Origin of the sequence: Streptomyces sp. NPDC050842 (assembly GCF_044456565.1) — a bacterium.
Classification (GTDB): domain Bacteria; phylum Actinomycetota; class Actinomycetes; order Streptomycetales; family Streptomycetaceae; genus Streptomyces.
The window spans coordinates 45286-69080 of the sequence record NZ_JBITGA010000010.1 but is presented as its reverse complement, the minus strand read 5'-3'; the positions used below and the strand labels follow the sequence as shown (position 1 = coordinate 69080).

Sequence of the window (23795 nt, the reverse complement as noted above, 5' to 3'; positions counted from 1 at the left end):
GGTGCCAGACATGAAGATCCTCATCAGCGCCGACATGGAGGGCGCGACCGGGGTGACCTGGCCCGCCGACGTGCTGCCCGGTACCCCGCAGTGGGAGCGCTGCCGCGCGATGTTCACGTCCGATGTGAACGCGGCCGTGCTCGGCTTCTTCGACGGCGGCGCCGACGAGGTCCTGATCAACGAAGCGCACTGGAGCATGCGGAACCTGCTCCTGGAGCGGCTCGACGAGCGCGCCGAGATGCTCACCGGCCGGCACAAGTCGCTGTCGATGGTCGAGGGCGTGCAGCACGGGGACGTCGACGGGATCGCCTTCGTCGGCTACCACACGGGCGCCGGCACCGAAGGGGTCCTCGCGCACACCTACCTCGCCAACTCGATCACGGGTGTCTGGCTGAACGGCGAGCGGGCGAGCGAGGGCCTGCTCAACGCCCATGTGGTGGCGGAGTACGGCGTCCCCGTCGTGCTCGTCACCGGCGACGACCTGACCTGCGAGGACGCCCTCGGATACGCGCCGGAGGCCCGCAAGGTGGCCGTCAAGGACCACGTCTCGCGGTACGCGGCGGTGTGCCGCACCCCGGCCAGGACCGCCGCCGACATCAGAGCGGCGGCGAAGGACGCGACCGCCCTCGCCGTCCGGCACGAGCCGGTCCGCGGCGGACCGTTCACGGTGGAGCTGGAGTTCGACGCCGACCACCTCGGAGCGGCCGCCACGGTGGTTCCCGGCGTGGCGCGGAGCGGCGAGCGGCGCGTCTCCTACACGGGGGAGACGATGTACGAGGCAATTCGCACGTTCAAGGCGGTCACGACCATCGTCTCGGCCGCAGTGGAGGAGCAGTATGGCTGAGGAGGTCCGGGGCCCGGACACGACGGCGCTCGACGAGGTGGTCACCTTCACCTCCGAGCTCATCCGCATCGACACCACCAACCGGGGCGGCGGCGACTGCCGTGAGCGCCCCGCCGCCGAGTACGTCGCCGAGCGGCTCGCGGCCGCCGGGATCGCACCCACCCTCCTGGAGCGGACCCCCGGCCGCACCAACGTCGTGGCGCGCATCCCCGGCACCGACCCCTCGGCCGACGCGCTCCTCGTCCACGGCCATCTCGACGTCGTCCCCGCCGACCCCGCCGAATGGACCGTGCACCCCTTCTCCGGGGAGGTCCGCGACGGGCTCGTGTGGGGGCGCGGCGCCGTCGACATGAAGAACATGGACGCGATGGTCCTGGCCGTCGTGCGCTCCTGGGCCCGTCAGGGCGTCCGCCCGCGCCGCGACATCGTCCTGGCGTACACCGCCGACGAGGAGGCCAGCGCCGACGACGGCTCCGGCTTCCTGGCCGACCGTCACGCCGACCTCTTCGAGGGCTGCACGGAAGGCATCAGCGAGTCCGGCGCGTTCAGCTTCCACCCGCGGCCCGGTACGACCCTCTACCCGATCGCGGCGGGGGAGCGGGGCACCGCCTGGCTCAAGCTGACCGCCCACGGCAAGGCGGGCCACGGCTCCAAGGTGAACACCGCCAACGCCGTCACCCGCCTCGCCTCCGCCGTCGCCCGGATCGGCGCGCACACCTGGCCGGTGCGCCTCACCACCACCGTCCGCGCCGCCCTCACCGAACTCGCCGCGCTGTACGGCATCGACGTCGACACCGGCGCCCCCGACCTCGACGTCGACCTCCTCCTCGACAAGCTCGGCCCCGCCGCCGCACTCGTCGCACCGACCGTCCGCAACAGCGCCAACCCGACGATGCTGAAGGCCGGTTACAAGGTCAACGTCATCCCGGGCCAAGCCGTCGCCTACATCGACGGACGGACCCTCCCCGGCGGCGAGGAGGAGTTCGCCACGACCATGGACGCGCTCACCGGGCCCGACGTGGAGTGGGAGTTCCACCACCGCGAGGTGTCCCTGGAAGCCCCGGTCGACTCGCCGACCTTCGCGAAGCTCCGGGCCGCCGTCGAGCGCTTCGACCCGACCGGGCACGTCGTGCCGTTCACCATGTCCGGCGGCACCGACGCCAAACAGTTCTCCCGGCTGGGCATCACCGGCTACGGCTTCTCTCCGCTGCGACTCCCACCGGAGCTCGACTACGGGGCGCTCTTCCACGGCGTCGACGAACGGGTCCCGGTCGACGCCCTGCACTTCGGCGTCCGCGTGCTCGACCACTATATGAAGTCCGCCTAGGAGAACGCAGTGACAGGGGGAGCCGAGATGACCACGTCCACGACCGCGACCACGGCCGCGCACGGCAGTTGGCCGTCACCCGTCGACGCCGCACTCGCCGCCGCCCACGACGGGCGACCCGAGTACGTGGGCACCGTCGGCGACGAGCTGTGGTGGACCGCGCCCCGCCCCGCCGAGGGTGGCAGGCGCGCCCTCGTCCGGCGGCGCGCCGACGGCACCGAGGAGCCGGTGCTCCCCGCCCCGTGGAACGTCCGCAGCCGGGTCATCGAGTACGGCGGACAGCCCTGGGCCGCGACCGAGCGGCCGCACGGCGGACCGCTCGTGGTCTTCAGCCACTTCCCCGACCAGCGCCTGTACGCCTACGAGCCGGAGGCCGGACCCGGCGCCGGGCCCCGGCCCCTCACGCCCGTCTCCGAGGTCGGCGGCGGACGGCGCTGGGTCGACCCGGTGATCCTCCCGGACCGCGGCGAGGTGTGGTGCGTCCTGGAGGAGTTCACCGGGCCCGCGCCGACCGACGTCCGACGGGTCCTCGCCGCCGTGCCGCTGGACGGATCGGCCGCCGAGGACCGCGGCGCCGTGCGTGAACTCTCCGACGGGCGGCACCGGTTCGTCACGGGGCCCCGCCTCTCCCCGGACGGGCGCCGGGCGGCCTGGATCGCCTGGGACCACCCCCGCATGCCCTGGGACGGCACCGAGGTCCAGCTCACCGACATCGCCCCCGACGGCACCTTCCACGGCACCCGGACCGTCGCCGGCGGCCCCGCCGAGTCGATCGCGCAGGTCGCCTGGGACGCGGCCGGGCGACTGCTCTTCGCGAGCGACCGCACCGGCTGGTGGAACCTCTACCGGGCGGAGATCGACGCGGCCGGCGAGGTCGGCGAACCCCGCGCGCTCTGCCCCCGCGACGAGGAGTTCGCAGGACCGCTCTGGAAGATCGGGCTGAACTGGTTCACGCCCCTCGGGAACGGCCTGATCGCCGTCGTCCACGGCAAGGGGACCACCGCCCTCGGGATACTCGACCCCGACAGCGGCACCCTCGTCGACGCCGCAGGACCCTGGACCGACTGGGCCCCCACCCTCGCCGCGCACGGCACCCGCGTCGTCGGAGTCGCCGCGGGACCGCGCAGCGCCTACGAGCTCGTCGAGCTCGACACCCGCACCGGCCGCACCCGCGTCGTCGGCGCCGCGCACACGGACGCCGTCGACCCCGCGTACTACCCCGAGCCGCGGATCCGCGTCTTCACCGGCCCCGGCGGACGCGAGATCCACGCGCAGGTGTACCCGCCGCACCACCCCGGGTTCACCGGCCCCGCCGGCGAACTGCCGCCCTACGTGATCTGGGCCCACGGCGGGCCCACCGGGCACGCCCCGCTCGTCCTCGACCTGGAGATCGCCTACTTCACCTCGCGCGGGATCGGCGTCGCCGAGGTCAACTACGGCGGCTCGACCGGCTACGGCCGGGAGTACCGGGAACGGCTGCGCGAGCAGTGGGGCGTCGTCGACGTCGAGGACTGCGCGGCCGTCGCCTCGGCCCTCGCCGCCGAGGGCACCGCCGACCCCGCCCGGCTCGCGGTGCGCGGAGGCAGCGCGGGCGGCTGGACTTCCGCGGCCTCCCTCGTCACCACCGACGTGTACGCCTGCGGCACGATCATCTACCCCATCCTCGACCTGCTGGGCTGGGCCACCGACGAGACCCACGACTTCGAGTCCCAGTACCTCCACGGCCTCATCGGCCCCCTCGACGACGTCCCCGCCCGCTACGAGGAACGCTCACCGATCGAGCACGTCGACCGGATCACCACCCCCTTCCTGCTGCTCCAAGGACTCGACGACGTCATCTGCCCGCCCGCCCAGGCCGAGCGCTTCCTCGCCCGGATGGCCGGCCGCGGCGTCCCCCACGCCTACCTCGCCTTCGAGGGAGAGGGGCACGGCTTCCGCAGAGCAGACACGATGATCAGGGCCCTGGAGGCCGAACTCGCCCTGTACGTCCGGACCTTCGGCCTCTCCCGTACAGACGTCCCCGATGTGGAGTTCCACTCGTGACCCCGAAGGTCCCGCACGCCACCGCCGAACCGCTGACCCGGGCCGCACGCCTCCGCCCCGGGGCGCGGGTCGCCGTCGTCGCCCCCAGCGGGCCCGTACCCGAGGAGCGCCTCCGGGCCGGGCTCGACATCCTGCGCGGCTGGGACCTGGACCCGGTGGTCGCCCCGCACGTCCTCGACGCCCACCCGACCCTCGGCTACCTCGCGGGCGCGGACCGGGCGAGGGCCCGCGACCTGACGGACGCCTGGTGCGACCCGTCCGTCTCCGCCGTGATCTGCGCGCGCGGCGGCTACGGGGTGCAGCGCATGGTGGACCTCGTCGACTGGCCGGCGATCAAGGCGGCCGGGCCCAAGGTGTTCGTCGGCTACAGCGATGTCACCGCCCTGCACGAGGCGTTCGCCGTCCGGGCGGGGCTCGCCACGCTCCACGGACCGATGGTCGCCGCCGGCACCTTCCTGTCGGACCCGTGCACCCAGGAGTCCCTGCGGGCCACGCTGTTCGAGCCGGAGAAGGTGCTGACGCTCGGTCTGGAGACGGCGCGGCCGCTGGTGCCCGGCCGCGCCCGCGGGGTCACGCTCGGCGGCTGCGTCAGCCTGCTCGCCGCCGACGTCGGCACCCCGTACGGCAGGGCCTCGGCGCGCGGGGGGCTGCTGCTCCTGGAGGACGTGGGGGAGGAGCCGTACCGGCTCGACCGGATCCTCACCCAGCTGCTGCGTTCCGGCTGGCTGGACGGTGTCGCGGGCGTCGGCCTGGGCTCGTGGGAGGAGTGCGGCCCGTACGAGGACGTGCGGGCGGTCCTCGTCGACCGGCTGGGCGGCCTCGGCATACCCGTGGTGGAGGAGCTGGGCTTCGGCCACAGCGGCACGGCCCTGACGGTTCCGCTGGGAGTGCCCGCGGTCCTCGACGCGGAGACGTGCGCGCTGACGCTGGACGTGCCCGCCCTGGTCTGACGGCTCCACCGGGCCCGGCACAGGTGAACGGCCGGGGGCCCGAGCTTCACTGAATCTCCGTCAGTAACCCTGTCGCCTCTGTTGACGAGGCACTGACACGTGTCACAACATGGGCGCGACCCACTTACTTACCAGTAGGTAAGCAGTCGGTGGGTCACTCATGCGTCCTCGTCGTGGAGGTCTCCGTGTCCCGTGCACTGCCCAGATCCCGCAAGATGCTCGCCCTGATGGCCGGTACGGCGCTGGTGGCACCGCTCGCCCTCGCCGGTCCGGTGAGCGCGGCCGAACCCGGCGCGTACACCGTCACCCCGCTCACGTTCACGGTCGACGCGGGCGGCCGCACCTGCACCGTCGAGGCCGATCTCTACCGGCCGGCCGGGGTCGACGCCGCGAGTCCGGCGCCCGCCGTCATGGCCACCAACGGCTTCGGCGGCAGCAAGGCGGACGGCCAGACCGACGCCCTCGGCAAGGCCTTCGCCGCCCGCGGCTACGTCGGACTCGTCTACTCCGGGCTCGGCTTCGGCAAGTCCGGCTGCCTGATCTCGCTCGACGAACCGCGCATCGACGGACAGGCCGCCGCCCGGCTCGTCGACTTCCTCGCCGGCACCCGCGCCGCCGACGACGGCACCCGCGTCGACTTCGTGACCAAGGACGGCGCGGGCGACCCCCGGGTCGGCATGATCGGCGGCTCCTACGGCGGCGCCGTCCAGCTCGCCGCCGCCTCCGTCGATCCCCGGCTCGACGCCCTCGTCCCCCTCATCACCTGGAACGACCTCGCCTACGCCCTGGCCCCCAACGGAGCCGACCGCGCCACCCCGGGCGTCTTCAAGTGGCAGTGGGCCAACGGCTTCTACCTGATGGGGGAGGGCCAGATGCTGCTCTCGCCCTCGCTCGACCCGAGCCGCGTCAACTCGATCAGCTGCCTGCACTTCGTCACGGACGCCTGTGACACCGTCCGGCTGCTGAACTCCGGGGACTTCCCGGCGGCCGGCACGAAGAAGATGCTCGACTACGCCCGGAGCGTGTCCCCGGTCTCGTACCTGGACCGGGTCAAGGCGCCGACCCTGATCGTCCAGGGCCAGACCGACAGCCTCTTCAACCTCAACGAGGCCCAGGACACGTACGAGAAACTCGAAGCGCACGGCGTCGAGACCAAGATGATCTGGCAGTCCTGGGGTCACAGCGGCGGCCTCATGAACCCCGTCGACGGTGAACTCGACCTCGCGGAGGGCAACCTGGAGACGAGCTACGTCGGGCGGCGCATCCTCGCATGGTTCGACCGCCACCTGCGGGGCGACCGGAACGTGGACACCGGCGCCGAGTTCGCGTACTACCGCGACTGGCAGGACGGCTACGGCACCGCCGCCACCGTTCCCGCGCTCAGCCAGAAGCTGTACCTCTCCGGCGACGGCAAACTCGTCGACAACCGTTCCAAGGTCGCCCTCGGCCTGCGGGGGTACAGCAACTGGCTGATCCCGACGAGCCACTCCGAGGTCTCGCTGGCCGGCATGATCGGTCTCCCCGACGCCCCGCTCTCCGACACCGAGGGCACCTACCTCGGCTGGAAGAGCGCGCCGCTGTCCGCGCCGGTCGACGTCGTCGGCTCCCCGAAGGCCACGCTCAAGGTCACGTCCCCGAGTGCGGAGCTCGTCCAGAACTCCGGGGACGCCGCCGACAAGCTGGTGCTCTTCGCCAAGGTCTACGACATCGCACCGGACGGCAAGAAGACCTTGGTGAACAAGCTCGTCGCGCCGGTCCGGGTGCCGGACGTCACGCGCCCGTTCACGGTCGAGCTGCCGGGCATCGTGCACCGATACGAGACCGGTCACCGCATGGAGTTCGTGATCGCGGCCAGCGACTCGGCCTACTTCGGCAACCGGGGGATCAAGCCCGTGGTCGTCACCAGCGCCCCCGACGACACGGGGACGCTGGAGCTGCCGATCGTCGCCGGCCGGGTCGGCTAGGGCTCGCCGCCGGACAGACCTAGAGCGAGGCGTACCCGGGGCGGACGACCTCGTCGATCAGCCGCTGCCGCTCCGGCAGCGGCAGGAAGGCGGCGTCCAGGGCGGCGACCGTGAACTCCTCGAACACCTCGGGGCCGTAGCCGAAGGCGTCCACCATGTGCTGGAACTCCTCGCTCATGGTGGTGCCGGAGACCAGGCGGTTGTCGGTGTTGAGCGTGATCCGGAAGCCGAGGCGCCGCAGCTCGTCGATCGGGTGCGAGGCGTAGTCCTTCGCGGCGCCCGTCTGGAGGTTCGAGGTCGGGCAGACCTCCAGGGCGATGCGGTTGTCCCGGACGTACGCGGCGAGCCCGCCCAGCGTGCCGTCCTCGGCGATGTCGTCCGTGATCCGCACGCCGTGGCCGATCCGCTCCGTGCCGCAGACCTGCACCGCCTCGTGGATCGACTCCGCGCCGACGGCCTCGCCCGCGTGGATCGTGAAGTGGCAGTTCTCCCGCTTCAGGTGCTGGAACGCGGGAAGGTGGCGGGCCGGCGGGTTGCCGATCTCGCCGCCGGCTATGTCGAAGCCCGCCACGCCGTTCTCCCGGTGGGCGACCGTGAGCCGCGCGATCTCCAGGGAGCGGTCCGTGTGCCGCATGCCCGTGAGCAGCGTACGGACGGTGATCCGGCCGCCGGCGCGGCGCTCGCCCTCGCGGAATCCGTCGTTGACCGCCTCGACGACCTCGTCGAGGGTCAGCCCGCCCTCCAGGTGCTGCTCGGGGGCGTAGCGGATCTCGGCGTAGACGACACCGTCCGCCGCCAGGTCCTCGGCGCACTCGGCCGCGATGCGGGTCAGCGCCTCGCGGGTCTGCATCACCGCGCAGGTGTGGGCGAAGGTCTCCAGGTACCGCTCCAGCGAGCCGGAGTCGGCGGCGTCCCGGAACCACACCGCGAGCTCGGCCGGGTCCTCGGTCGGCAGCGCGGTGTAGCCGTACTCCCGCGCCAGCTCGACGATCGTCGCGGGGCGCAGCCCGCCGTCGAGGTGGTCGTGGAGAACGGCCTTGGGGGCCCGGCGGATCCACTCGGAGACGGTGGCGGCGGCAGGCGTGGCAGGGTTGTCAGACAAGTGCATGGCGGGGAAGTGTACGCCACGCCCGAGGGGTGTGCGGCGCCGGCCGTGTGCGGGCCGGTCCCGGGCCGTTCAGTGCGACTGGAGCACCGGCAGCGCGGGGGTGCCCGTCGGCAGCATGTGCTTGGCGGCCAGGACCGGGGTCTCCCCGACCCGCACGACCTGCGTGACCAGGACGGCCGGGGTGTCCGCCGGGCGGCCCAGCTGGTCCCCGCGCCGCCGCCCGAGCAGGGTCGCCGTGATGCCGCTGTGCGCGCTCAGGGCCGTCTCGCGCGAGGCCCCGACGAGGACGGCGAGCATCGAGGCGGCCGGGCCGGGCCCGCCACCTCGCGCGGGGGCGTCCGGCTCCGTCGCCCGCAGGGCGCGGGCGAACTCGGGATGCACCCGGTCGAGCACCTCGTCGGCCGCCGCCCACTCGTGGCTCAGCGCCGCCGCCGTACCCTCCCCGGTCAGCACGGACTCCCAGAACCGCAGCTCGGCGCGGGCCGGGGCGAGCAGGTGCTGCGTCGTGAAGTCGGTGGGCTCCTCCACCGTCCGCAGCAGCGCCCGTACGCGCAGCGGACCGCCCGCGCCGATCAGCTCCTCCAGCGGCTGGATGTGCTCGAAACCCCTGCGCGGCGGACGGTCGTTGACGGTCCGGCCGACCCCGCGGCGCACGGTGAGGAGACCGTCCTCCTGGAGCAGCAGCAGCGCCTCGCGCAGGGCGGGCCGGCTCACGCCCAGTTCGGCGGCGAGCTTCGGCTCGGAGGGAAGCGTCGAGCCGGGCGGGTAGGTGCCGTCGTGGACGGCGTCCGCGATCCGCTCGTACAGCGCCACGACCGGCCGCCGCCGCTGTCCGCTGACCGCCACGGCCGCCTCCTCGTCTGGTTCCCGTCTGGATTCCCGCCGGTGTCCAGGACCACCGTAGTCGGCCCACGTTGTCTGACAAGTCACCCGTACGGCTCCTCCCACCCGCACGGTGAGGCTCCACGCGCCCCATTCTGGTCCCACGGCTGGTCCCGCGGCGCGGGCCGGGTGCGACCGACGGGCACCACCGACGGCACGACGGAGGAGAGGGCCGGGCATGAGTCCCAAGGACACGGCAGGGGGGTCCCGCACGGGCGGCACGTCCCGGTTCAGCGGAGCCTTCACCCCGGGCCGGATCGCGATGACGGCGGTCGCGGTCCTCACGCTGGTCTTCATCTTCGAGAACACCCGGGAGGTCAGGATCCGCATCCTGATCCCCGAGGTGTCCATGCCGCTCTATCTGGCGCTCCTCGCGACCGCCGTCCTCGGTGCCGCCTGCGGCTCCTACGTCGCGGGCCGGAGGCAGAGGTGAAGCGGGCCGCCGTCGTGGGCGCGACCGCCGTCCTCGCGCTCGCGGCCGTCGCCGTCTCCTCGGCCGAGGAACCCGCCGTACCGGGCGAGGGCGCCGGGACACGGGCCATGCCGGACCTCCTGGGCGTGCGGTTGTGGCGGGTCTTCACCCGGCTCGACCGGCGCACCCGCCTCGACGTCCACGACGCGAGCGGAAGGGACCGGCGGGTGCTGTGGCCGCCGAACTGGCTGGTGTGCACGCAGTACCCGGCGGCCGCCACGGTCCTCGACCGGCGGACCGCGGTCACGATCGGGGTCGTACGCAAGGGTGAGACCTGCCCGCCCCGCGTCCGCACCGCCCGCCGCTGACCGGCGGGGGTGGGCTCAGGCGTGGGGACGTCCGGGCGGGTGCGCCGGGCGGGTGGCCCGTCCGGGCGAGCGGTCCGGACGGGCGAGCGGTCCGGTCGGGGTGAGCCCTACGCTTGGTCCATGCCCGACGATCTCGGCCGTTTCCTCGCCGCCGGGCCCCGTGTGGGCCTGCGCCCCTTCTCTCCGGACGACGCGGAGGAATTCACCGCCCGCGCCCGCGAGAGCCGGGAGCTCCACCGGCCCTGGCTGTTCCCGCCGTGCACCCCCGAGGCGTACGCCGGCTACGCGGGCGTGCTCATCGAGGACCCGGCGCGCGCCGGGTTCCTGGTGTGCGAGCACACCGAGCACGCCGACGGCACCGAGCACGCCGGCGGTGGCCGGATCGCCGGCTTCGTCAACATCAACAACATCGTCCGCGGCGCCTTCCGCAGCGGCGCCCTCGGCTACGGAGCCTTCACGCACGCCGCCGGACGCGGACTGTTCACCGAGGCCCTCGGGCTGCTCCTGGCGTACGCCTTCGGGCCCCTGGAGCTGCACCGCCTTGAGGCGAACATCCAGCCCGGCAACACCGCCTCCCGCGCGCTCGTCCGCCGCGCGGGCTTCCGCCTGGAGGGCTTCTCGCCCGCGATGCTGTTCATCGACGGAGCCTGGCGGGACCACGAGCGCTGGGCGATCACCGCGCCGGAGCACCCGGAGCACCCGGAGCACCCGGAGTACCCGGAGCACCCGCGCCCGGTAGTCGCGTAGCCCGGTCAGCGCTTGTAGTTGATCTTCATCGTGTCGAGGTCCGTCACGGCCGAGCGCAGCGCCTTGTATCCGTGACCGAGCTCCTTGAGCGCGGTCTCCACCCGGTCCTCCGCCAGCGCGCCCGCCATCTCGTCGCCGTCCGCCGCGTCGGAGACGACGACCAGGCGGTACGAGAACTGCCTCAGCGTCCGGTCGTAGGCGAGCGAACCCTCCTCCGTGAACTGCATCGCGGTCAGCCCGTGCGCGTCCACCTCGGCGAGCAGCCGGGTCCGGCTCTCCTCCGACAGACCGTCGAACGTGCCGCGCACGATGACCCGGTAGGTGTGCTGGGTGCCCATTCCTCGTACTCCTGTCGCGCTGTCCGCCCGGTCGCCGTGCCGGCGCCGACCCTCCACAGTACGGCGACCGGCACCCGCGCCGCCCGGAATATCCGGGCGCCCCCGTGTGCCCGCTCCGTCGAAGCATGGCGCGAGAGCCCCTGGTCAGGACGGGCCCCGGCGTGTTCCATGGGTGGATGACGACCGTGCGACGTGCCGTACTGACGCTGCCCGCGGCCCCGTTGGGCCCGGACAACCCCCTGCCCGCCCTGCGGACCCACCACGGGACGCACGCGGTCGACGAGCAGACCCTCGCGGAACTCCCGCGTGACATGGCCCGGGGCATCGGACGCGCACCCCTGCGCAGCCTGCTGCCCGCCCCCGTACGGGACGGCTACGGGCGCGACCGCACCCCCGCCGAGCTCGACGCGATCGTGATCGAGAACGACCGGCTCCGGGCCACCGTGCTCCCCGGCCTCGGCGGCCGCGTCCACTCCCTGCACCACAAGCCCACCGGCCGCGAACTCCTCTACCGCAACCCGGTGTTCCAGCCGGCGGCCTTCGCCCTCAACGGCGCCTGGTTCTCCGGCGGCATCGAATGGAACATCGGAGCCACCGGCCACACCACCCTCTCCTGCTCGCCCCTGCACGCGGCGGTCGTCCGCGCGCCCGACGGCGGGCCGATGCTCCGCCTGTGGGAGTGGGAGCGCCTGCGGGACCTGCCCTTCCAGGTCGACCTGTGGCTCCCGGAGGACTCCGACTTCCTCCATGTCGGCGTCCGCGTCCGCAATCCCCACGAGCGGCCCGCCCCCGTCTACTGGTGGTCCAACACCGCCGTACCGGAGGACCGCCGCGTCATCGCCCCCGCCGACTCGGCCTGGCACCACGGCTACGAGCGCGGGCTGCGCCACCTGTCCGTCCCCGTCACCGCGGACGGCACCGACCGCTCGTACCCGCTGAACGGCGACCACGCGGCCGACTGGTTCTACGACCTGCCCGACGGGCAGCGCCGCTGGATCGCCGCCCTCGACGCCGACGGCACCGGCCTCGTCCAGACCTCCACCGATCCGCTGCGCGGCCGCAAGCTCTTCCTGTGGGGCCGTGAGCGCGGCGGCCGGCGCTGGCAGGAGTGGCTCACCGAGCCCGGCACCCCCGGGTACGCCGAGATCCAGGCCGGTCTCGCCCGCACCCAGCTGGAGCACCTGGAGCTGCCGGGCGGCGGGGAGTTCAGCTGGCTGGAGGCGTACGGACCGCTCGCCGCCGATCCCGCCGCGGTGCTCGGCGACGACTGGCGCGCGGCCCGGGAGGCCGTCGAGAGCGGCCTCGCCGGGGTGCTTCCGCGCGCCGGGTTCGACGCGGCGTACACGGCGTGGCGGGAGCGGGCCGCCGATGCCGAGCCGGAGACCGTCCTCGCCGTCGGCTCCGGCTGGGGTGCCCTCGAAGTGATGCGCGGCCACTACGAGTTGCCCGGGACCCCCTTCCCCGAGTCGACGCTCGGACCGGAGCAGGAACCCTGGCGGGAGCTGCTGCACACCGGAGTCCTGCCGGTCCCCGAGAAGGGTGCCGCGCCCGGCGCGCCGCTGGTCTCGGCGCCCTGGCGGGACATGCTGGAGACCGCCCCGGCGGACCCCTCCACCGAGTACCACCTCGGCATCGCCCAGTGGCACGCCGGAGACCGCGCCCAGGCGGTACGGAGCTGGGAACGCGGACTGAGCGCGGCCGCCGTGCGCTGGCCGCTGCTCTACTGCCTCGCCGTCGCCGACCGGGAGGACGGACACCCGGCACGCGCCGCCGAACGGTTCGCCGAGGCCTTCACCGACCACGCCGACCGGGCGGCCGAGGACGTCGTGGTGGCCGCCGCACTCGGCCGCGAGACGATCGTCGCGCTGCTCGCCGCCGGACGGACCGGCCGGGCGCGCGAGACATGGGCGCGACTGCCGGACGAGGTCCGGGGGAGGGGTGCCTTCCGGCTCCTGGAGGTCCGACTGCTCCTCGCCGAGGGCAGGTCGGGCGAGGCCCGCGCCGTCCTCGACGCGGGCTTCGAGGTCGCGGACCTGCGCGAGGGCGCCGAGATCCTCGGCGAGCTCTGGTCGGAGGTCACCGACGAACCGCTGCCGTACGCCTACGAGTTCAGGATGCGCCCGAGCTGAGCGAGGGGGCGGGGCGCCCGGCGGTCAGGACACCCGGCACACGATCTCGCCGTGCGGGACCATGAACCAGGCGTCCTCCCGCTCGCCCCACTCCCGCCAGGCCTCGCCGATCGCCGTCAGCTCGTCGGCGGTCGCGTGGCCGCCCTTCACGGCCAGCTCGGCGTAGACCGAGGCGGTCGTCCGGTCCGCCCACAGGCCGCTCCACCAGGCGCGCTCCTCCGGGGTGGCGAAGCACCAGGTGCCGGCGGTCGTCGTGACGTCGGTGAAGCCGGCCTGCCGGGCCCACGAGAACAGGCGCCGCCCGGCGTCCGGTTCGCCGCCGTTTGCCCGGGCGACCCGGTGGTACAGGTCCAACCACCCGTCCAGCGCCGGGCGTTCGGGGAACCAGGCGAAGGCTCCGTAGTCGCTGTCACGGGCCGCGACGACCCCGCCGGGCCGGCACACCCGCCGCATCTCGCGCAGCGCCTGGACCGGATCGCCGACGTGCTGGAGCACCTGGTGGGCGTGGACGACGTCGAAGGAGTCGTCGGGGAAGTCCAGGGCGTGGACGTCCGCCACGGCGAACTCGACGTTCTCCAGGCCGCGTTCGGCGGCGACCGCGCGGGCCTTGTCCAGGACGTCCTCGGCGGCGTCGACCGCGGTCACGCGGCCGGGCGCCACCAGCGCGGCCAGATCGGCCGTGATCGTGCCGGGGCCGCAGCCCACGTCCAGCACGTCCAGCCCCGCGCGCAGCTCGGGCAGCAGGTAGGCGGCGGAGTTGGCGGCGGTCCGCCAGCTGTGCGAGCGCAGGACGGACTCGTGGTGGCCGTGCGTGTAGACGGCGGTCTCGTGGGCCGCGGACGGGGCGGAGGCATGCGTCATCGAAACGACTCCCTCGGTGTGGGTGCGTTCCTTCACCGTACGCACCCGCGCCGAATAGTGAGACCTGCGTCTTGGGATGTGGACAATGGGCTTAGGTGAACAGCGCCCGCCGGTAGCGGAGTTCCTCCAGCTCCCGCCCGCCCGTGACGTCGCGGACGGTCGTGCCGTCGGGCCGCCAGCCCGCCGCCTCGTAGAACCGCCGGCCCCGCGCGTTCCCGGCGAGCACCCACAGGGCGGCGGTACGGAACCCGGCTGCCGCGAGGGACTCCGTGGACGCGGCGAGCAGAGTCCGTCCGACGCCCGTGCCCCACACCTCCGGGAGGGAGTACAGCGCCGCCAGCTCGGCGGTGGTGGCGGGGTCGAGCGCGCCGGGCTCGTCGGCGGTCCCGTCGGCCTGCTCGGCCCCGTCGGGCCAGGCACGGAAGCAGGAGAAGGCCACCACCCGCCCGTCGGCCTCCGTCGCCAGGAGCACCGTGGGCCGGTCCTGCGCCGTCAGGCGGGCGTGCCACACGGCGGCCCGTTCCTCCGGGTCCAGGGCGTCCAGGTACGGCCCGGGCAGCAGGTCGCGGTAGGCGGCCCGCCAGGACAGGACGTGTACGGCGGCGAGTGCCGCCGCGTCCTCGGGAATCGCTTCTCGTATCGCTGTCGTCATGCCGCATTCTCGGCCCGCAAGGCCGTGGTCCGCCCCGCATTTACGGGCGCCACTCCCGCGTACGGGCGTCCCTGCATGTACGGGCGTCACTCCCGCCTTCACCGGCGCCGCCCCGTATTTCCGGGCGCAGCCCCCGGCCTGACACGCCCGTGTGTTGCAGCCCCGTGAACGGACCGTCCAGGCACGCTCCCCGCCCCTTCCCCGCCCCTAGGATCGGCCCGCCGCCGCCCGGTGGCGCCCCTTCCCCCGTGTCGAGGAGTCCCGTGCCGTACTCGCCCGCGCCCGACCGCCGCTCCCTGCTGAAGCTGCTCGCGGCGGCCCCCGCGGTCTCCGCTCTCGGCGGGCTCGCCACCGCCGCACCCGCACGCGCACTCGCGGCACCCGCGACCGGGGCCGCCGTGCCCGGCATCGTCAAGGCGCTCCCGCCCGAGTGGTTCACCGCCCGGGGCACCAACGCCGAGGCGCGGTTCGACGCCTTCGCGGACACCGGCCTCCTCACCCCCAGTGACCGCTTCTTCGTCCGCAACCACACCTCCACCCCCGTCCTCGACGCCGCCGACTGGCGCCTCACGCTCTGGGGCGACGGACTCCACGGCCGCAGCCCCGTCCACTTCACCTACGGTCAGCTCCGCGACCTGCCCTCCGTCACCCGAACGGCCCTGATCGAGTGCGCCGGAAACGGCCGCAGCCTCTACACCAGCCAGCAGGGCGAGCCCGTCACCGGCACATCCTGGAGCCTCGGCGCCGTCGGCGCGGCCCGCTGGCGCGGGGTCCGCCTCTCCGACGTGCTGCGACGCGCCGGGATCGCCCGCGACGCCGTCGCCCTCCAGCCGCGCGGCCTCGACGACCCGTACGTCTCCGGCGGCGTCGACTTCGGCCGGGTCCGCCGCCCGCTGCCGGTCGCCAAGGCCTTCGACGACGTGATCCTCGCGTACGAGATGAACGGCGAACCGCTCCCGTACGACCACGGCCACCCGGTCCGGCTCGTCGTGCCCTCCTGGGTCGGCATCGCCTCCATCAAGTGGCTCGGCGACATCGAGGTCTCCACCCGCCCGCTGTCCTCACCCTGGTCCACGGACTGGTACCGCCTCCTCGGGCCCGCCCACCCGTCCGGCGGCAGCGCCCCGATCAGCGTCCAGACGATCAAGTCCGCGTACGAACTCCCCTTCGGCGCCACCCTGGAGGCCGACCGCGTCCACCGGCTCACCGGGCGCGCCTGGTCCGCCCACGCGCCCGTCCGCTCGGTGGAGGTCTCCACCGACGGCGGGACCCACTGGCGGCGGGCCCGGCTCCTCGACACCCCGAGGCGTGACGGCTGGGTCCGCTGGACCGCGCCGTGGCGCCCTCACCGCACCGGGCCGGTCACCCTGCTGTCCCGTACGACCGACGCCGCCGGCAACACCCAGCCCGAGCGGGCCGTCCACAACACCCAGGGATACCTCTTCGACGCGGTGGTACGCCACCCGGTCACCGTCGCCTGAAACGTCGTACCAAGCGCCTGCTGGAGCGGCGGAACCGCCCGGATCTTCGTATAAAGGGCTCGGGGGTGCCGTTCCCGGTGCCCCCGTGCGCTCAGGAGGTACGGGACATGCACCACACGGCTCCGGAAGGTCGAGGCCCGGTGCGCTACGGCCCTCCCGCGCCCGACGCGGGCCTGCCCGTCCTCCCCGGACTCGCCGCCCTCCTCGCGGCCGCGGCCGGCCGGACCACCCCCGAGCCGCCCGGCGGCGGCCCCGTCCTGCGGGAGGCGGCGGCCGGCTACTGGTGGCGCCGCGGCCTGCGGACGCACGCCGAGGACGTGGTCGCGGCCCCCGGCGCCCCCGCCCTCCTCCTCGCCCTGATCGCCGCGCACGGCGGCGACGTCCTGCTGCCCCGCCCCTGCCCCGCCTGGTGGACCCCGCAGGCCCGCCTCCTCGGCCGCCCCGCCTACCACGTACCCACCCCCGCCGAATGCGGCGGCGTCCCCGACCCGTACGCCCTCCTGGAGACCGTCCGGCGGGTCCGCGCCGAGGGCGGCGACCCCCGGGTCCTGCTGCTCTCCGTCGCCGACGACCCCACCGCCACCGTCGCCCCGCCCGAGATCGTCCGCGAGGCCTGCGAGGCCGCCGTCGCCGAGGGCCTCCACGTCATCAGCGACGAGACCTGGCGCGACACCCTCCACCACCCGCACGACACCGTGCTGCTCAGCCCCGCCGAGATGTGCCCGGACGACGTCACCGTCCTCAGTGACCTCGGCGGCGCGCCCCTCACCCCGGCCGCCTGGCCCTGCGCCGTCGCCCGCTTCCCGCCCACCGACCCGTCCCGCGCCGACCGCTGGACCGACCGCAGGGCCCGCGTCCTGGACGTCCTCACCGCGATCGGCGCCGTCGTCCCGGGCCCCGTCGCCCCGGCCGCCGCGCACGCCCTCGACGAACCCGAGGACGTGACCGTACGGGCCCGGCGCGCCGCGACCGTCCACGGCCGGCTCGCCGCCGCCGCGCACCGCACCGCCCGCGACGCCGGAGCCCTCTCCAGGCCCCCGCAGGCGGGACGCCATCTCTACGTGGACCTCGGCAGGCTGAGGTCGGGACTCGCCGCCCGCGGCGTCACCGACTCCCTGGAGCTGGAGAGCCACCTCACCGCGCGACTCGGCGCCCCCGTCCCCGGCGGCCACCGCTTCGGGGACGAACTCGGCGCCCTGCGCGCCCGGTTCGGCACCGACATGTTCCTGGGCGCCACCGACGACGAGCGCGCCGAGACCCTCGGATCCCGGAACCCCGAGGAACTCCCGCATGTCGCACGCGCGTTGACGGACTTCGGAGGAGCCCTGGAGGAACTCCGGTGAACCATCCCGGCCACCCCGCCCACCCCGTACGAGCCGCGCAGGACGGAGCCCGCAGATGACCGAACGGACGGCACACCCCGCCCGGGCCACCGAGGCCCCGTCCCCCTCCGACGCCCCCGCGGCCCATGCCCCCGCTCAACTCCCGGCCCCCGCCCCCACGTCCGTACTCCAGCCGATCGGCCGGCTGCGCGCGGACTGGCCCCGGACCTTCGTCGACCGGCTCACCGCCCCCCTCCCCGGCGTCCGCGCCATGGCGCGGCTGGCCCGCGAGGGCGCCGTGCGACCCCGCCGCGAAGGCCTCCGGGACATCCCCCTGCTCCCCTTCGAGCCGGGGCCGCTGCCGTCCGCCGGACCCGACACGCTCGCCGTCACCTGGGCGGGGCACGCCAGTTGGATCCTGCGCCTCGGCGGACTCACCGTCCTCACCGACCCCGTCTGGTCCCGCCGGATCTTCGGCACCCCCGCCCGGCTCACCCCGGTCGGCGTCCGCTGGGAGGACCTGCCGCCCGTCGACGCCGTCGTCATCAGCCACAACCACTTCGACCACCTCGACGCCCCCACCCTCAGGCGACTGCCCCGGCGCACCCCCGTGTTCGTCCCGGCAGGGCTCGGACGCTGGTTCGCCCGCCGCGGGTTCGGCCGCGTGACCGAACTCGACTGGTGGGAGGCGGCCGAACTCGACGGCGTGCGCTTCGACTTCGTCCCCGCCCACCACTGGTCCAAGCGCACCCTCCTGGACACCTGCCGCTCCCTGTGGGGCGGCTGGGTGCTCACCGACCCGTCGGGGCGCCGCGTCCACTTCGCGGGGGACACCGGCTACGGCCACTGGTTCGCCGAGATCGGCCGCCGCTTCCCCGGCATCGACCTGTCCCTGCTCCCGATCGGCGCCTACGACCCCCGCTGGTGGCTCAGCGACGTCCACACGGACCCGGAAGAGGCCGTCCGCGCCCACCAGGACCTGGGGGCACGGCGGATGGCCCCCATGCACTGGGCCACCTTCGTCCTGTCCTCCGAACCCGTCCTGGAACCCCTCACCCGGGTCAGGGCCGCCTGGGAGAAGGCGGGGCTGCCCCGCGAGGACCTGTGGGACCTCCCGGTCGGCGCCTCACGGGTGCTGGCTCCCTGAGGAGCCCGCCACCCTTCGAGATCCCCGCACCCGCCGCCACAGCGACGGCAGCGCGCTGAACAGCACCGTCAGACCCACCGCCGCCACGACGCCCTGCCACGGCTCCGGGAAGAGCGAACCGCCCAGGATCCCGATCAGCTGGTACGTCGCCGCCCACGCGAGGCACGCCACCACGTCCCCCCGCGCGAACCGCCGCAGCGGCATCTTCGCGAGCAGGCACGCCAGCATCACCGGGATCCGCCCCGCCGGCACAAGCCGGGACAGCACGAGCACCGACACCTGATGGGTGTCGAGCCGCTCCTGCGCCTGCGCGGTCCGCTCCGGCGTCGCCCGGCTCCGCAGCGCGGCCAGCCACCGCGAGCCGTTGCGGGACCGGACCCCGCGCTGCCCGAGCCAGTACAGCGCGATGTCCCCCAGGAACGCGGCGAACGCCGCCACCAGGAAGACGAAGAGCAGCGACAGCGGCGAGGACTGGTGGAAGGCGACCACCGCCGCCGAACTGACGATGGCGCCCGTCGGCACGACCGGCACCAGCGCGCCCAGCGCCACGAGCAGGAACAGCGAGGGGTAGCCGACCGCCTGCTGTGTCGACTCGGGCGGCAGCTCGCGCACCGCCCCGGCGATTCCGGCGAGGCTGTCTATCACCGCGCGACCTCCGGCCGCACCCGCTCGCCGTGGGCCAGCAGGTGCACCGCCACCTTCGGCGCGAGCCGTGCCGCCTGGCGGACGAACTCGTCCCCCGGCGCGTGGAACTCGTGCGGCCGGACCCCGTCGAGCCCGATCGGCCAGTACGTGCCGTAGTGCACGGGCACCGCGGCCGCGGGCGACAGCGCGGCGAGCGCCTGCGCCGCGCGGCCCGCGTCGAGGTGGCCGTGCCCGAGGTACGGGCCCCAGCCGCCCACCGGCAGCAGCGCCACGTCCACCGGACCCACCGCCTCCGCCATCCCGTCGAAGAGACCGGTGTCCCCGGCGAAGTACGTCCGCGCCTCGCCCTCGACGACGTACCCGAGCGCGGGGGAGCGGTGCGGTCCGACCGGCAGCCGCCGCCCGTCGTGGAGCGCCGGCACGGCCCGTACCGTCACGCCCTCGACCGTCACCGTGTCGCCCGGCTCCACCTCGGTCAGCCGCAGCCCGTTCCCGTCGAGCCTCCGCAGCCCCGGTACGGCGGCGGGCGCGCCGCGCGGCACGAGGATCCGCGTCCCGGGCGCGAGCCGGGCCAGCGACGGCAGGTGCAGATGGTCGGCGTGCAGGTGCGAGACGAGGACGACCTCGGCGCGGGCGGCCTCGGGCGGCGGCAGGGCGCCGCGCCGGCGCCGCAGGTGCGCGAGCCGGCGGGTGAACAGCGGGTCGGTGAGGAAGCGGACCCCGGAGTCCTCGACCGTGCAGGTCGCGTGACCCCACCAGGTGACCTCCACCGGCATGCCGCCTTCCGTCGTCCGTCTGCCGTCGTCGGGGGCTCCGGCTGCCGCGCCCCGATGTCCGCGACCGTTCCGTACCTCCGTAACGAGGGTAAATGTCCGGAGCGTGCTCCGGAGGATGTTCGGCCGTGCCGTTCCCCAGTAGGGTCGCTCCATGGACGACGTTCGGGTGGCGGCGATCGCCAGCCTCACCCCGCTCGAAGAGCTGGACAGCGACCCCTTCCTGGTGGACACGCGAGGCCAGCACGAGCTGTGCGCCCGCTGGGCCGTCGACAAGGGGTACGCGCTCGTCCGCCAACTCCTCTTCTACGGCATCCGTCCCGACCACGCGGCCCTGTGGCAGGACGTGGAGGCGGGCGAGGTGGACCTCTTCGTCGCCGCCAACGAGCGGGTCCTCGCCCGGGCCTTGACCTCGGTGCCCGGCTTCCGCGCCGAGTGCGAGCGCCGCGGGGTGCGGGTCGAGACCGTCGGCCTCGACGAACCGGCGTACGACACGGCGGCCAAGGCCGGCGTGCACCGGCGGCTCTCGATGCCCACCGCCGGGTACGACGGCTCCTGACCCACGGCCGGGGACGAGGGCTCCTGACTCATCGCCGGGTACGAGGGCTCCTGATCCATCGCCGCTTCGACGGCTCCTGACCCGCGCGCATCACCTGACACGGGAGCGCGCGACCTGACACACCCGGGCCGTTCCCCGTCACCCGTTTCGCGCCTTGACCGTGGGCGTTGTGCCACGCTTGAGGCAGGAAACGGGTGAAAGGTGAATCGGGCGTGGGAGACGGGCGATGGGGTGGCGCCGGCCGCTGGCGGACCACGGGCCGCGCGGTGATGCGGATGATCGTGGTGTGGGCGGTGTCCACCCTCACCATGCTCGCCCTCGCCGGACTGCTCCCCGACTTCGAGCTCCAGTCCACGGACGGCGACAGCCTGACGAGGACGGCCGTCACCGCCGCCTGCGCCGCGGGCGTCTTCGGTCTGCTCGGCGCACTCGTGTGGCCGGTGATCGTCCGCGCCCTCCTCCTCGTCCCGGCGCTCGTCCTCGGCCTGCTGGTGTTCTTCCTCAACGGCTCGCTGCTGCTCGTCGCGCTCTGGCTGATCCCCGACGGGCGCGGCGCCGCCGACCCCGAGACCGCCGTCGTGGTCGCCGCCGTGATGTCGGCCGTCGCCTCCGCCACCGCCACGGCCCTCGCCGTCCGCGACGACGACGCCTACCGCCGCCGCCTCTACCGGCTCACCGGCCGCACCCGCCCCCGCGACCCCGAGGACTCGCCGGAGGCCGCCCCCGGCACCGTCTTCCTCCAGCTCGACGGCGTCGGCCACCACGTGCTGCGCGCCGCCGTCGCCGACGGGCTCATGCCGACCGTCGCCGGCTGGCTCGACGACGGCCACCGGCTCACCCCCTGGCGGACCGACTGGTCCAGCCAGACCGGCGCCAGCCAGCTCGGCATCCTGCACGGCTCCAACGAGGACGTGCCCGCCTTCCGCTGGTACGAGAAGGACACCGGCCGGCTCATGGTGTCGAACCGCCCCGCGAGCGCCGTGGAACTCCAGCGGCGGGCCGTGCGCCGCACCGGCGACGGCGGGCTGCTCACCTTCGACGGCGCCTCCCGCGGCAACCTCTTCAGCGGCGGCGCCGACCAGCTCGCCCTGGTCCTGTCGATGGCCGCCCGGCGCGGCAGGCGCAACCGCTCACGGGCCGGATACTTCGCGTACTTCTCCGACCCGGCCAACGCCGTCCGCACCGCCGGCTCGCTCGTCACCGAGTGCGTCCGCGAGATCTGCCAGTCGACCCGTGCGCTGCTGCGCCGCGACACCCCGAGGGTCTCGCGCGGCGGCACGTACCCCTTCGTCCGCGCCTTCGCGACGGTCGTCGAGCGGGACGTGGTGGTCTCCGCCGTGATGGGGGACATGCTGGCCGGGCGGACCGGGGTCTACGCCGACCTCGTCGCGTACGACGAGGTGGCCCACCACTCCGGCCCGCACGGCCGGGACACCGACCAGGTCCTGCGCCGCCTCGACCGCGCGATCGCCCTCATCGCGACCGTCGCCGAGCACGCCCCGAGGCCGTACCGGATCGTGCTCCTCTCCGACCACGGGCAGAGCCCGGGCGAGACCTTCGAGTCGGCGTACGGCCTCTCGCTCAAGGAGCTCGTACGGGCCGGGTGCGGGCTGCCGGTGCCGCGCCGCGTGCGGCGCACCCCCAGCGGTTCGGAGGCGCGCGACGCGGCCAGGGACGCGCTGCGCAGCGCCCTGCACCGGCCGCTCGACGAGACCGGCGAGACGGCGAAGGAGCTGCCCGCCAAGCCCTCCGAGCCGGTGGTCCTCGCCTCGGGCAACCTCGGCCTGATCTCCTTCCCCGACGTGCCGCACCGGATGACCCGCGAGGAGATCGAGCGGCGCCACCCGGCGCTGCTGCGGACCCTCGCGCACCATCCGGGCGTCGGCTTCGTGCTCGTGGCGAGTGTCGAGCACGGCTCGCTCGTCCTCGCCCGCGACGGCGTGGAGGTGCCGGTCGCCGAGCTCGCCGACGACGGGCCGCTGGCCGTCTTCGGGCGGGGCGCGGCGGACGCCGTGCGCCGTACGGACGGCTTCCCGCACGTCGCGGACATCATGGTCAACTCGATGTACGACCCGGCGACCGGAACCGTGCACGCCTTCGAGGAGCAGATCGGCTCGCACGGCGGGCTCGGCGGCGAGCAGTCGCACCCCTTCCTGCTGTCGCCGCCGGAGCTGACGGCGCCGGTCGGCGCGGGGGAGGAGCTGGTCGGTGCGGAGCGGGTCCACCGGGTGCTGCGCCGCTGGCTGCGCGAGTCCGCGGGCCCGCAGGTGCCGCTGGGGCCGGTGCTGCCGCGGGAGATCGCGCAGCCGATGGGCGCGTCGGAATCACGGCGTCCGGTCGATGGCCCAGTCGATGGCCCGGTCGATGGCCCGGCCGCTGGCGCGGTCGACGGCCTGGTCGATGGCGCGGTCGATGTTCCGGTCGATGGTCCGGTCGTGCGGGACAAGCACCACTGAGGGGGATGCCGTGACCGCCGGTGCGGTGAATCCGGGGCCCAGGACGTAGGCCGCCCGGGCGGAACTCGGCCCAGGAGCGCCGCGTGCGGACCCGCGCGGGGCAGGACGCATCTCCGTGAGCCCCGTGTCCGAGCCGACCGCGACGCCCGCCACCCCGGCGGGCCGCCGGCCGCGCCTCGCGCCGGGCGGACCCCGATGGGTCGCGCTCCTCCTGATCCTCACCGCCCTGTTCGCCACGGGCGCGGCCAACGCCCTCCCCGGTGGCGCCGAACTCCGCGCCGCTGCCGCCGCCCCGGCCTCCGACCCGGGCGCGGAGACGTTCGACCCGGCGGCCGCGGAGGCAGGGCTTCCCGGCCGGGCCAGGCGGCACCGCACGCGCGTCCGGCCCGTACCGCCGCGCCGCCGCCCCCGTGCCGCCCGCCGCCGCTCCCGTACCACCGCCCCCGCTCCCGTACCCGCCCCGCGAGGCGACGCGCTCCGGTGCGTGGTGATGCGCTGCTGACAGGCCCGGACCTCCCGGCAGTCAGCCCAGACATCACCCCCCCCACGCGAGGAGTTCCGCCATGCCCGTCGACCCGTACGCCGTCCTCCAGGCCCTGCTGCGCGCCGAGGCCTCCCGAGCCCAGCGCGCCGACCGCCACGCCGAGCCCGCCGAACCGGCGCAACCCGCCCCGGTGACCGAGCCGCCCGCCCCCCGGGAGGACTCCCCCCGCTGAGAAGCCGGATCCGGACGCGGACGCGGGCCGACCCGGCCCCTGTGGAAATACGATTTGCGGACGGGTGTACG

The 23795-nt window shown here is 74.5% G+C and carries 23 protein-coding genes; 16 read left to right on the top strand and 7 right to left on the bottom strand.

Annotated elements, in window-relative coordinates; genetic code table 11:
• Positions 1-10: 10 nt before the first annotated feature.
• The 5 genes from ACIBG6_RS30145 (at position 11) to ACIBG6_RS30125 (ending at position 7128) form a co-directional block, all read left to right on the top strand.
• A complete protein-coding gene (locus ACIBG6_RS30145; RefSeq protein WP_329620362.1) occupies positions 11-844 on the top strand; it encodes a M55 family metallopeptidase in 834 nt (277 codons plus the stop codon).
• Positions 837-2171 (top strand): M20/M25/M40 family metallo-hydrolase, encoded by a 1335-nt coding sequence (locus tag ACIBG6_RS30140; protein WP_399225850.1) that lies wholly within the window; start codon positions 837-839, stop codon positions 2169-2171. Before ACIBG6_RS30145 ends, ACIBG6_RS30140 begins: the two co-directional genes overlap by 8 nt.
• 27 nt (positions 2172-2198) lie before the next feature.
• Positions 2199-4214 carry a prolyl oligopeptidase family serine peptidase gene (locus ACIBG6_RS30135; protein WP_399225849.1) on the top strand — a complete coding sequence of 672 codons (2016 nt, stop codon included), beginning with the start codon at positions 2199-2201 and terminating at the stop codon, positions 4212-4214.
• The gene (locus tag ACIBG6_RS30130) at positions 4211-5164 is read left to right on the top strand and encodes an LD-carboxypeptidase (RefSeq protein WP_399225848.1); all 954 of its coding nucleotides are present in this window, start codon (positions 4211-4213) and stop codon (positions 5162-5164) included. The genes ACIBG6_RS30135 and ACIBG6_RS30130 overlap by 4 nt, the downstream gene beginning before the upstream one ends.
• 215 nt (positions 5165-5379) lie before the next feature.
• Complete coding sequence (locus ACIBG6_RS30125; protein ID WP_399226086.1) at positions 5380-7128, top strand: CocE/NonD family hydrolase; 1749 nt, start codon at positions 5380-5382, stop codon at positions 7126-7128.
• A 19-nt stretch (positions 7129-7147) separates the two neighbouring features.
• Here ACIBG6_RS30125 and ACIBG6_RS30120 read toward each other — a convergent pair whose 3' ends face one another.
• Positions 7148-8236 carry an adenosine deaminase gene (locus ACIBG6_RS30120; protein ID WP_399225847.1) on the bottom strand — a complete coding sequence of 363 codons (1089 nt, stop codon included), beginning with the start codon at positions 8234-8236 and terminating at the stop codon, positions 7148-7150.
• Between the two features lie 69 nt (positions 8237-8305).
• Positions 8306-9082: a GntR family transcriptional regulator gene (locus ACIBG6_RS30115; RefSeq protein ID WP_399225846.1), complete on the bottom strand. Its 777-nt coding sequence runs from the start codon at positions 9080-9082 to the stop codon at positions 8306-8308.
• 214 nt (positions 9083-9296) lie between these two features.
• Between ACIBG6_RS30115 and ACIBG6_RS30110 the strand changes: the two genes are divergently transcribed.
• From ACIBG6_RS30110 to ACIBG6_RS30100, 3 genes are all read left to right on the top strand, one after another.
• Positions 9297-9551 carry a DUF1049 domain-containing protein gene (locus tag ACIBG6_RS30110; protein ID WP_399225845.1) on the top strand — a complete coding sequence of 85 codons (255 nt, stop codon included), beginning with the start codon at positions 9297-9299 and terminating at the stop codon, positions 9549-9551.
• Entirely contained in the window at positions 9548-9898 is a 351-nt protein-coding gene (locus ACIBG6_RS30105) for a hypothetical protein (protein ID WP_399225844.1), read from the top strand. Before ACIBG6_RS30110 ends, ACIBG6_RS30105 begins: the two co-directional genes overlap by 4 nt.
• Positions 9899-10018: 120 nt before the next feature.
• Entirely contained in the window at positions 10019-10645 is a 627-nt protein-coding gene (locus ACIBG6_RS30100) for a GNAT family N-acetyltransferase (RefSeq protein ID WP_399225843.1), read from the top strand.
• Between the two features lie 5 nt (positions 10646-10650).
• Here ACIBG6_RS30100 and ACIBG6_RS30095 read toward each other — a convergent pair whose 3' ends face one another.
• Complete coding sequence (locus ACIBG6_RS30095; RefSeq protein ID WP_399225842.1) at positions 10651-10983, bottom strand: DUF6204 family protein; 333 nt, start codon at positions 10981-10983, stop codon at positions 10651-10653.
• A 176-nt stretch (positions 10984-11159) separates the two neighbouring features.
• Between ACIBG6_RS30095 and ACIBG6_RS30090 the strand changes: the two genes are divergently transcribed.
• Positions 11160-13112, top strand: coding sequence for a DUF5107 domain-containing protein (locus ACIBG6_RS30090; protein WP_399225841.1), 1953 nt, complete (start codon positions 11160-11162; stop codon positions 13110-13112).
• 24 nt (positions 13113-13136) lie between these two features.
• On the opposite strand, the gene ACIBG6_RS30085 is transcribed toward ACIBG6_RS30090, so the two are convergent.
• Positions 13137-13973: a methyltransferase domain-containing protein gene (locus ACIBG6_RS30085; protein ID WP_399225840.1), complete on the bottom strand. Its 837-nt coding sequence runs from the start codon at positions 13971-13973 to the stop codon at positions 13137-13139.
• A 91-nt stretch (positions 13974-14064) separates the two neighbouring features.
• Positions 14065-14625, bottom strand: coding sequence for a GNAT family N-acetyltransferase (locus tag ACIBG6_RS30080; protein ID WP_399225839.1), 561 nt, complete (start codon positions 14623-14625; stop codon positions 14065-14067).
• Between the two features lie 263 nt (positions 14626-14888).
• Here ACIBG6_RS30080 and ACIBG6_RS30075 point away from each other — a divergent pair, with 263 nt between their 5' ends.
• The 3 genes from ACIBG6_RS30075 to ACIBG6_RS30065 all read left to right on the top strand — a co-directional run bounded on the left by ACIBG6_RS30075 (position 14889) and on the right by ACIBG6_RS30065 (position 18575).
• Positions 14889-16106 carry a sulfite oxidase gene (locus ACIBG6_RS30075; RefSeq protein WP_399225838.1) on the top strand — a complete coding sequence of 406 codons (1218 nt, stop codon included), beginning with the start codon at positions 14889-14891 and terminating at the stop codon, positions 16104-16106.
• A 107-nt stretch (positions 16107-16213) separates the two neighbouring features.
• Complete coding sequence (locus tag ACIBG6_RS30070) at positions 16214-17449, top strand: aminotransferase class I/II-fold pyridoxal phosphate-dependent enzyme (protein WP_399225837.1); 1236 nt, start codon at positions 16214-16216, stop codon at positions 17447-17449.
• A gap of 55 nt (positions 17450-17504) precedes the next feature.
• Positions 17505-18575: an MBL fold metallo-hydrolase gene (locus ACIBG6_RS30065; RefSeq protein WP_399225836.1), complete on the top strand. Its 1071-nt coding sequence runs from the start codon at positions 17505-17507 to the stop codon at positions 18573-18575.
• Here the strand turns inward: ACIBG6_RS30065 and ACIBG6_RS30060 are convergent.
• Positions 18555-19220 carry a DedA family protein gene (locus ACIBG6_RS30060; protein WP_399225835.1) on the bottom strand — a complete coding sequence of 222 codons (666 nt, stop codon included), beginning with the start codon at positions 19218-19220 and terminating at the stop codon, positions 18555-18557. The two genes, ACIBG6_RS30065 and ACIBG6_RS30060, sit on opposite strands and share 21 nt — an antisense overlap.
• Complete coding sequence (locus tag ACIBG6_RS30055) at positions 19217-19996, bottom strand: MBL fold metallo-hydrolase (protein ID WP_399225834.1); 780 nt, start codon at positions 19994-19996, stop codon at positions 19217-19219. The genes ACIBG6_RS30060 and ACIBG6_RS30055 overlap by 4 nt, the downstream gene beginning before the upstream one ends.
• A 151-nt stretch (positions 19997-20147) precedes the next feature.
• Between ACIBG6_RS30055 and ACIBG6_RS30050 the strand changes: the two genes are divergently transcribed.
• The 4 genes from ACIBG6_RS30050 (at position 20148) to ACIBG6_RS30035 (ending at position 23724) form a co-directional block, all read left to right on the top strand.
• Positions 20148-20552: a hypothetical protein gene (locus ACIBG6_RS30050; RefSeq protein WP_399225833.1), complete on the top strand. Its 405-nt coding sequence runs from the start codon at positions 20148-20150 to the stop codon at positions 20550-20552.
• A 269-nt stretch (positions 20553-20821) separates the two neighbouring features.
• The gene (locus tag ACIBG6_RS30045; RefSeq protein ID WP_399226085.1) at positions 20822-23008 is read left to right on the top strand and encodes a phage holin family protein; all 2187 of its coding nucleotides are present in this window, start codon (positions 20822-20824) and stop codon (positions 23006-23008) included.
• A 115-nt stretch (positions 23009-23123) separates the two neighbouring features.
• Complete coding sequence (locus tag ACIBG6_RS30040) at positions 23124-23510, top strand: hypothetical protein (protein ID WP_399225832.1); 387 nt, start codon at positions 23124-23126, stop codon at positions 23508-23510.
• A gap of 61 nt (positions 23511-23571) precedes the next feature.
• Complete coding sequence (locus ACIBG6_RS30035) at positions 23572-23724, top strand: hypothetical protein (RefSeq protein WP_399225831.1); 153 nt, start codon at positions 23572-23574, stop codon at positions 23722-23724.
• The last annotated feature ends 71 nt before the right edge of the window (positions 23725-23795 follow it).

Coding starts and splice junctions, on each gene's coding strand:
- ACIBG6_RS30070 (WP_399225837.1), top strand. CDS start 16,214: ATGCACCACACGGCTCCGGAAGGTCGAGGCCCGGTGCGCTACGGCCCT.
- ACIBG6_RS30140 (WP_399225850.1), top strand. CDS start 837: ATGGCTGAGGAGGTCCGGGGCCCGGACACGACGGCGCTCGACGAGGTG.
- ACIBG6_RS30065 (WP_399225836.1), top strand. CDS start 17,505: ATGACCGAACGGACGGCACACCCCGCCCGGGCCACCGAGGCCCCGTCC.
- ACIBG6_RS30035 (WP_399225831.1), top strand. CDS start 23,572: ATGCCCGTCGACCCGTACGCCGTCCTCCAGGCCCTGCTGCGCGCCGAG.
- ACIBG6_RS30095 (WP_399225842.1), bottom strand. CDS start 10,983: ATGGGCACCCAGCACACCTACCGGGTCATCGTGCGCGGCACGTTCGAC.
- ACIBG6_RS30125 (WP_399226086.1), top strand. CDS start 5,380: ATGCTCGCCCTGATGGCCGGTACGGCGCTGGTGGCACCGCTCGCCCTC.
- ACIBG6_RS30145 (WP_329620362.1), top strand. CDS start 11: ATGAAGATCCTCATCAGCGCCGACATGGAGGGCGCGACCGGGGTGACC.
- ACIBG6_RS30100 (WP_399225843.1), top strand. CDS start 10,019: ATGCCCGACGATCTCGGCCGTTTCCTCGCCGCCGGGCCCCGTGTGGGC.
- ACIBG6_RS30050 (WP_399225833.1), top strand. CDS start 20,148: ATGGACGACGTTCGGGTGGCGGCGATCGCCAGCCTCACCCCGCTCGAA.
- ACIBG6_RS30085 (WP_399225840.1), bottom strand. CDS start 13,973: ATGACGCATGCCTCCGCCCCGTCCGCGGCCCACGAGACCGCCGTCTAC.
- ACIBG6_RS30080 (WP_399225839.1), bottom strand. CDS start 14,625: ATGACGACAGCGATACGAGAAGCGATTCCCGAGGACGCGGCGGCACTC.
- ACIBG6_RS30135 (WP_399225849.1), top strand. CDS start 2,199: ATGACCACGTCCACGACCGCGACCACGGCCGCGCACGGCAGTTGGCCG.
- ACIBG6_RS30055 (WP_399225834.1), bottom strand. CDS start 19,996: ATGCCGGTGGAGGTCACCTGGTGGGGTCACGCGACCTGCACGGTCGAG.
- ACIBG6_RS30120 (WP_399225847.1), bottom strand. CDS start 8,236: ATGCACTTGTCTGACAACCCTGCCACGCCTGCCGCCGCCACCGTCTCC.
- ACIBG6_RS30045 (WP_399226085.1), top strand. CDS start 20,822: ATGCGGATGATCGTGGTGTGGGCGGTGTCCACCCTCACCATGCTCGCC.
- ACIBG6_RS30110 (WP_399225845.1), top strand. CDS start 9,297: ATGAGTCCCAAGGACACGGCAGGGGGGTCCCGCACGGGCGGCACGTCC.
- ACIBG6_RS30090 (WP_399225841.1), top strand. CDS start 11,160: ATGACGACCGTGCGACGTGCCGTACTGACGCTGCCCGCGGCCCCGTTG.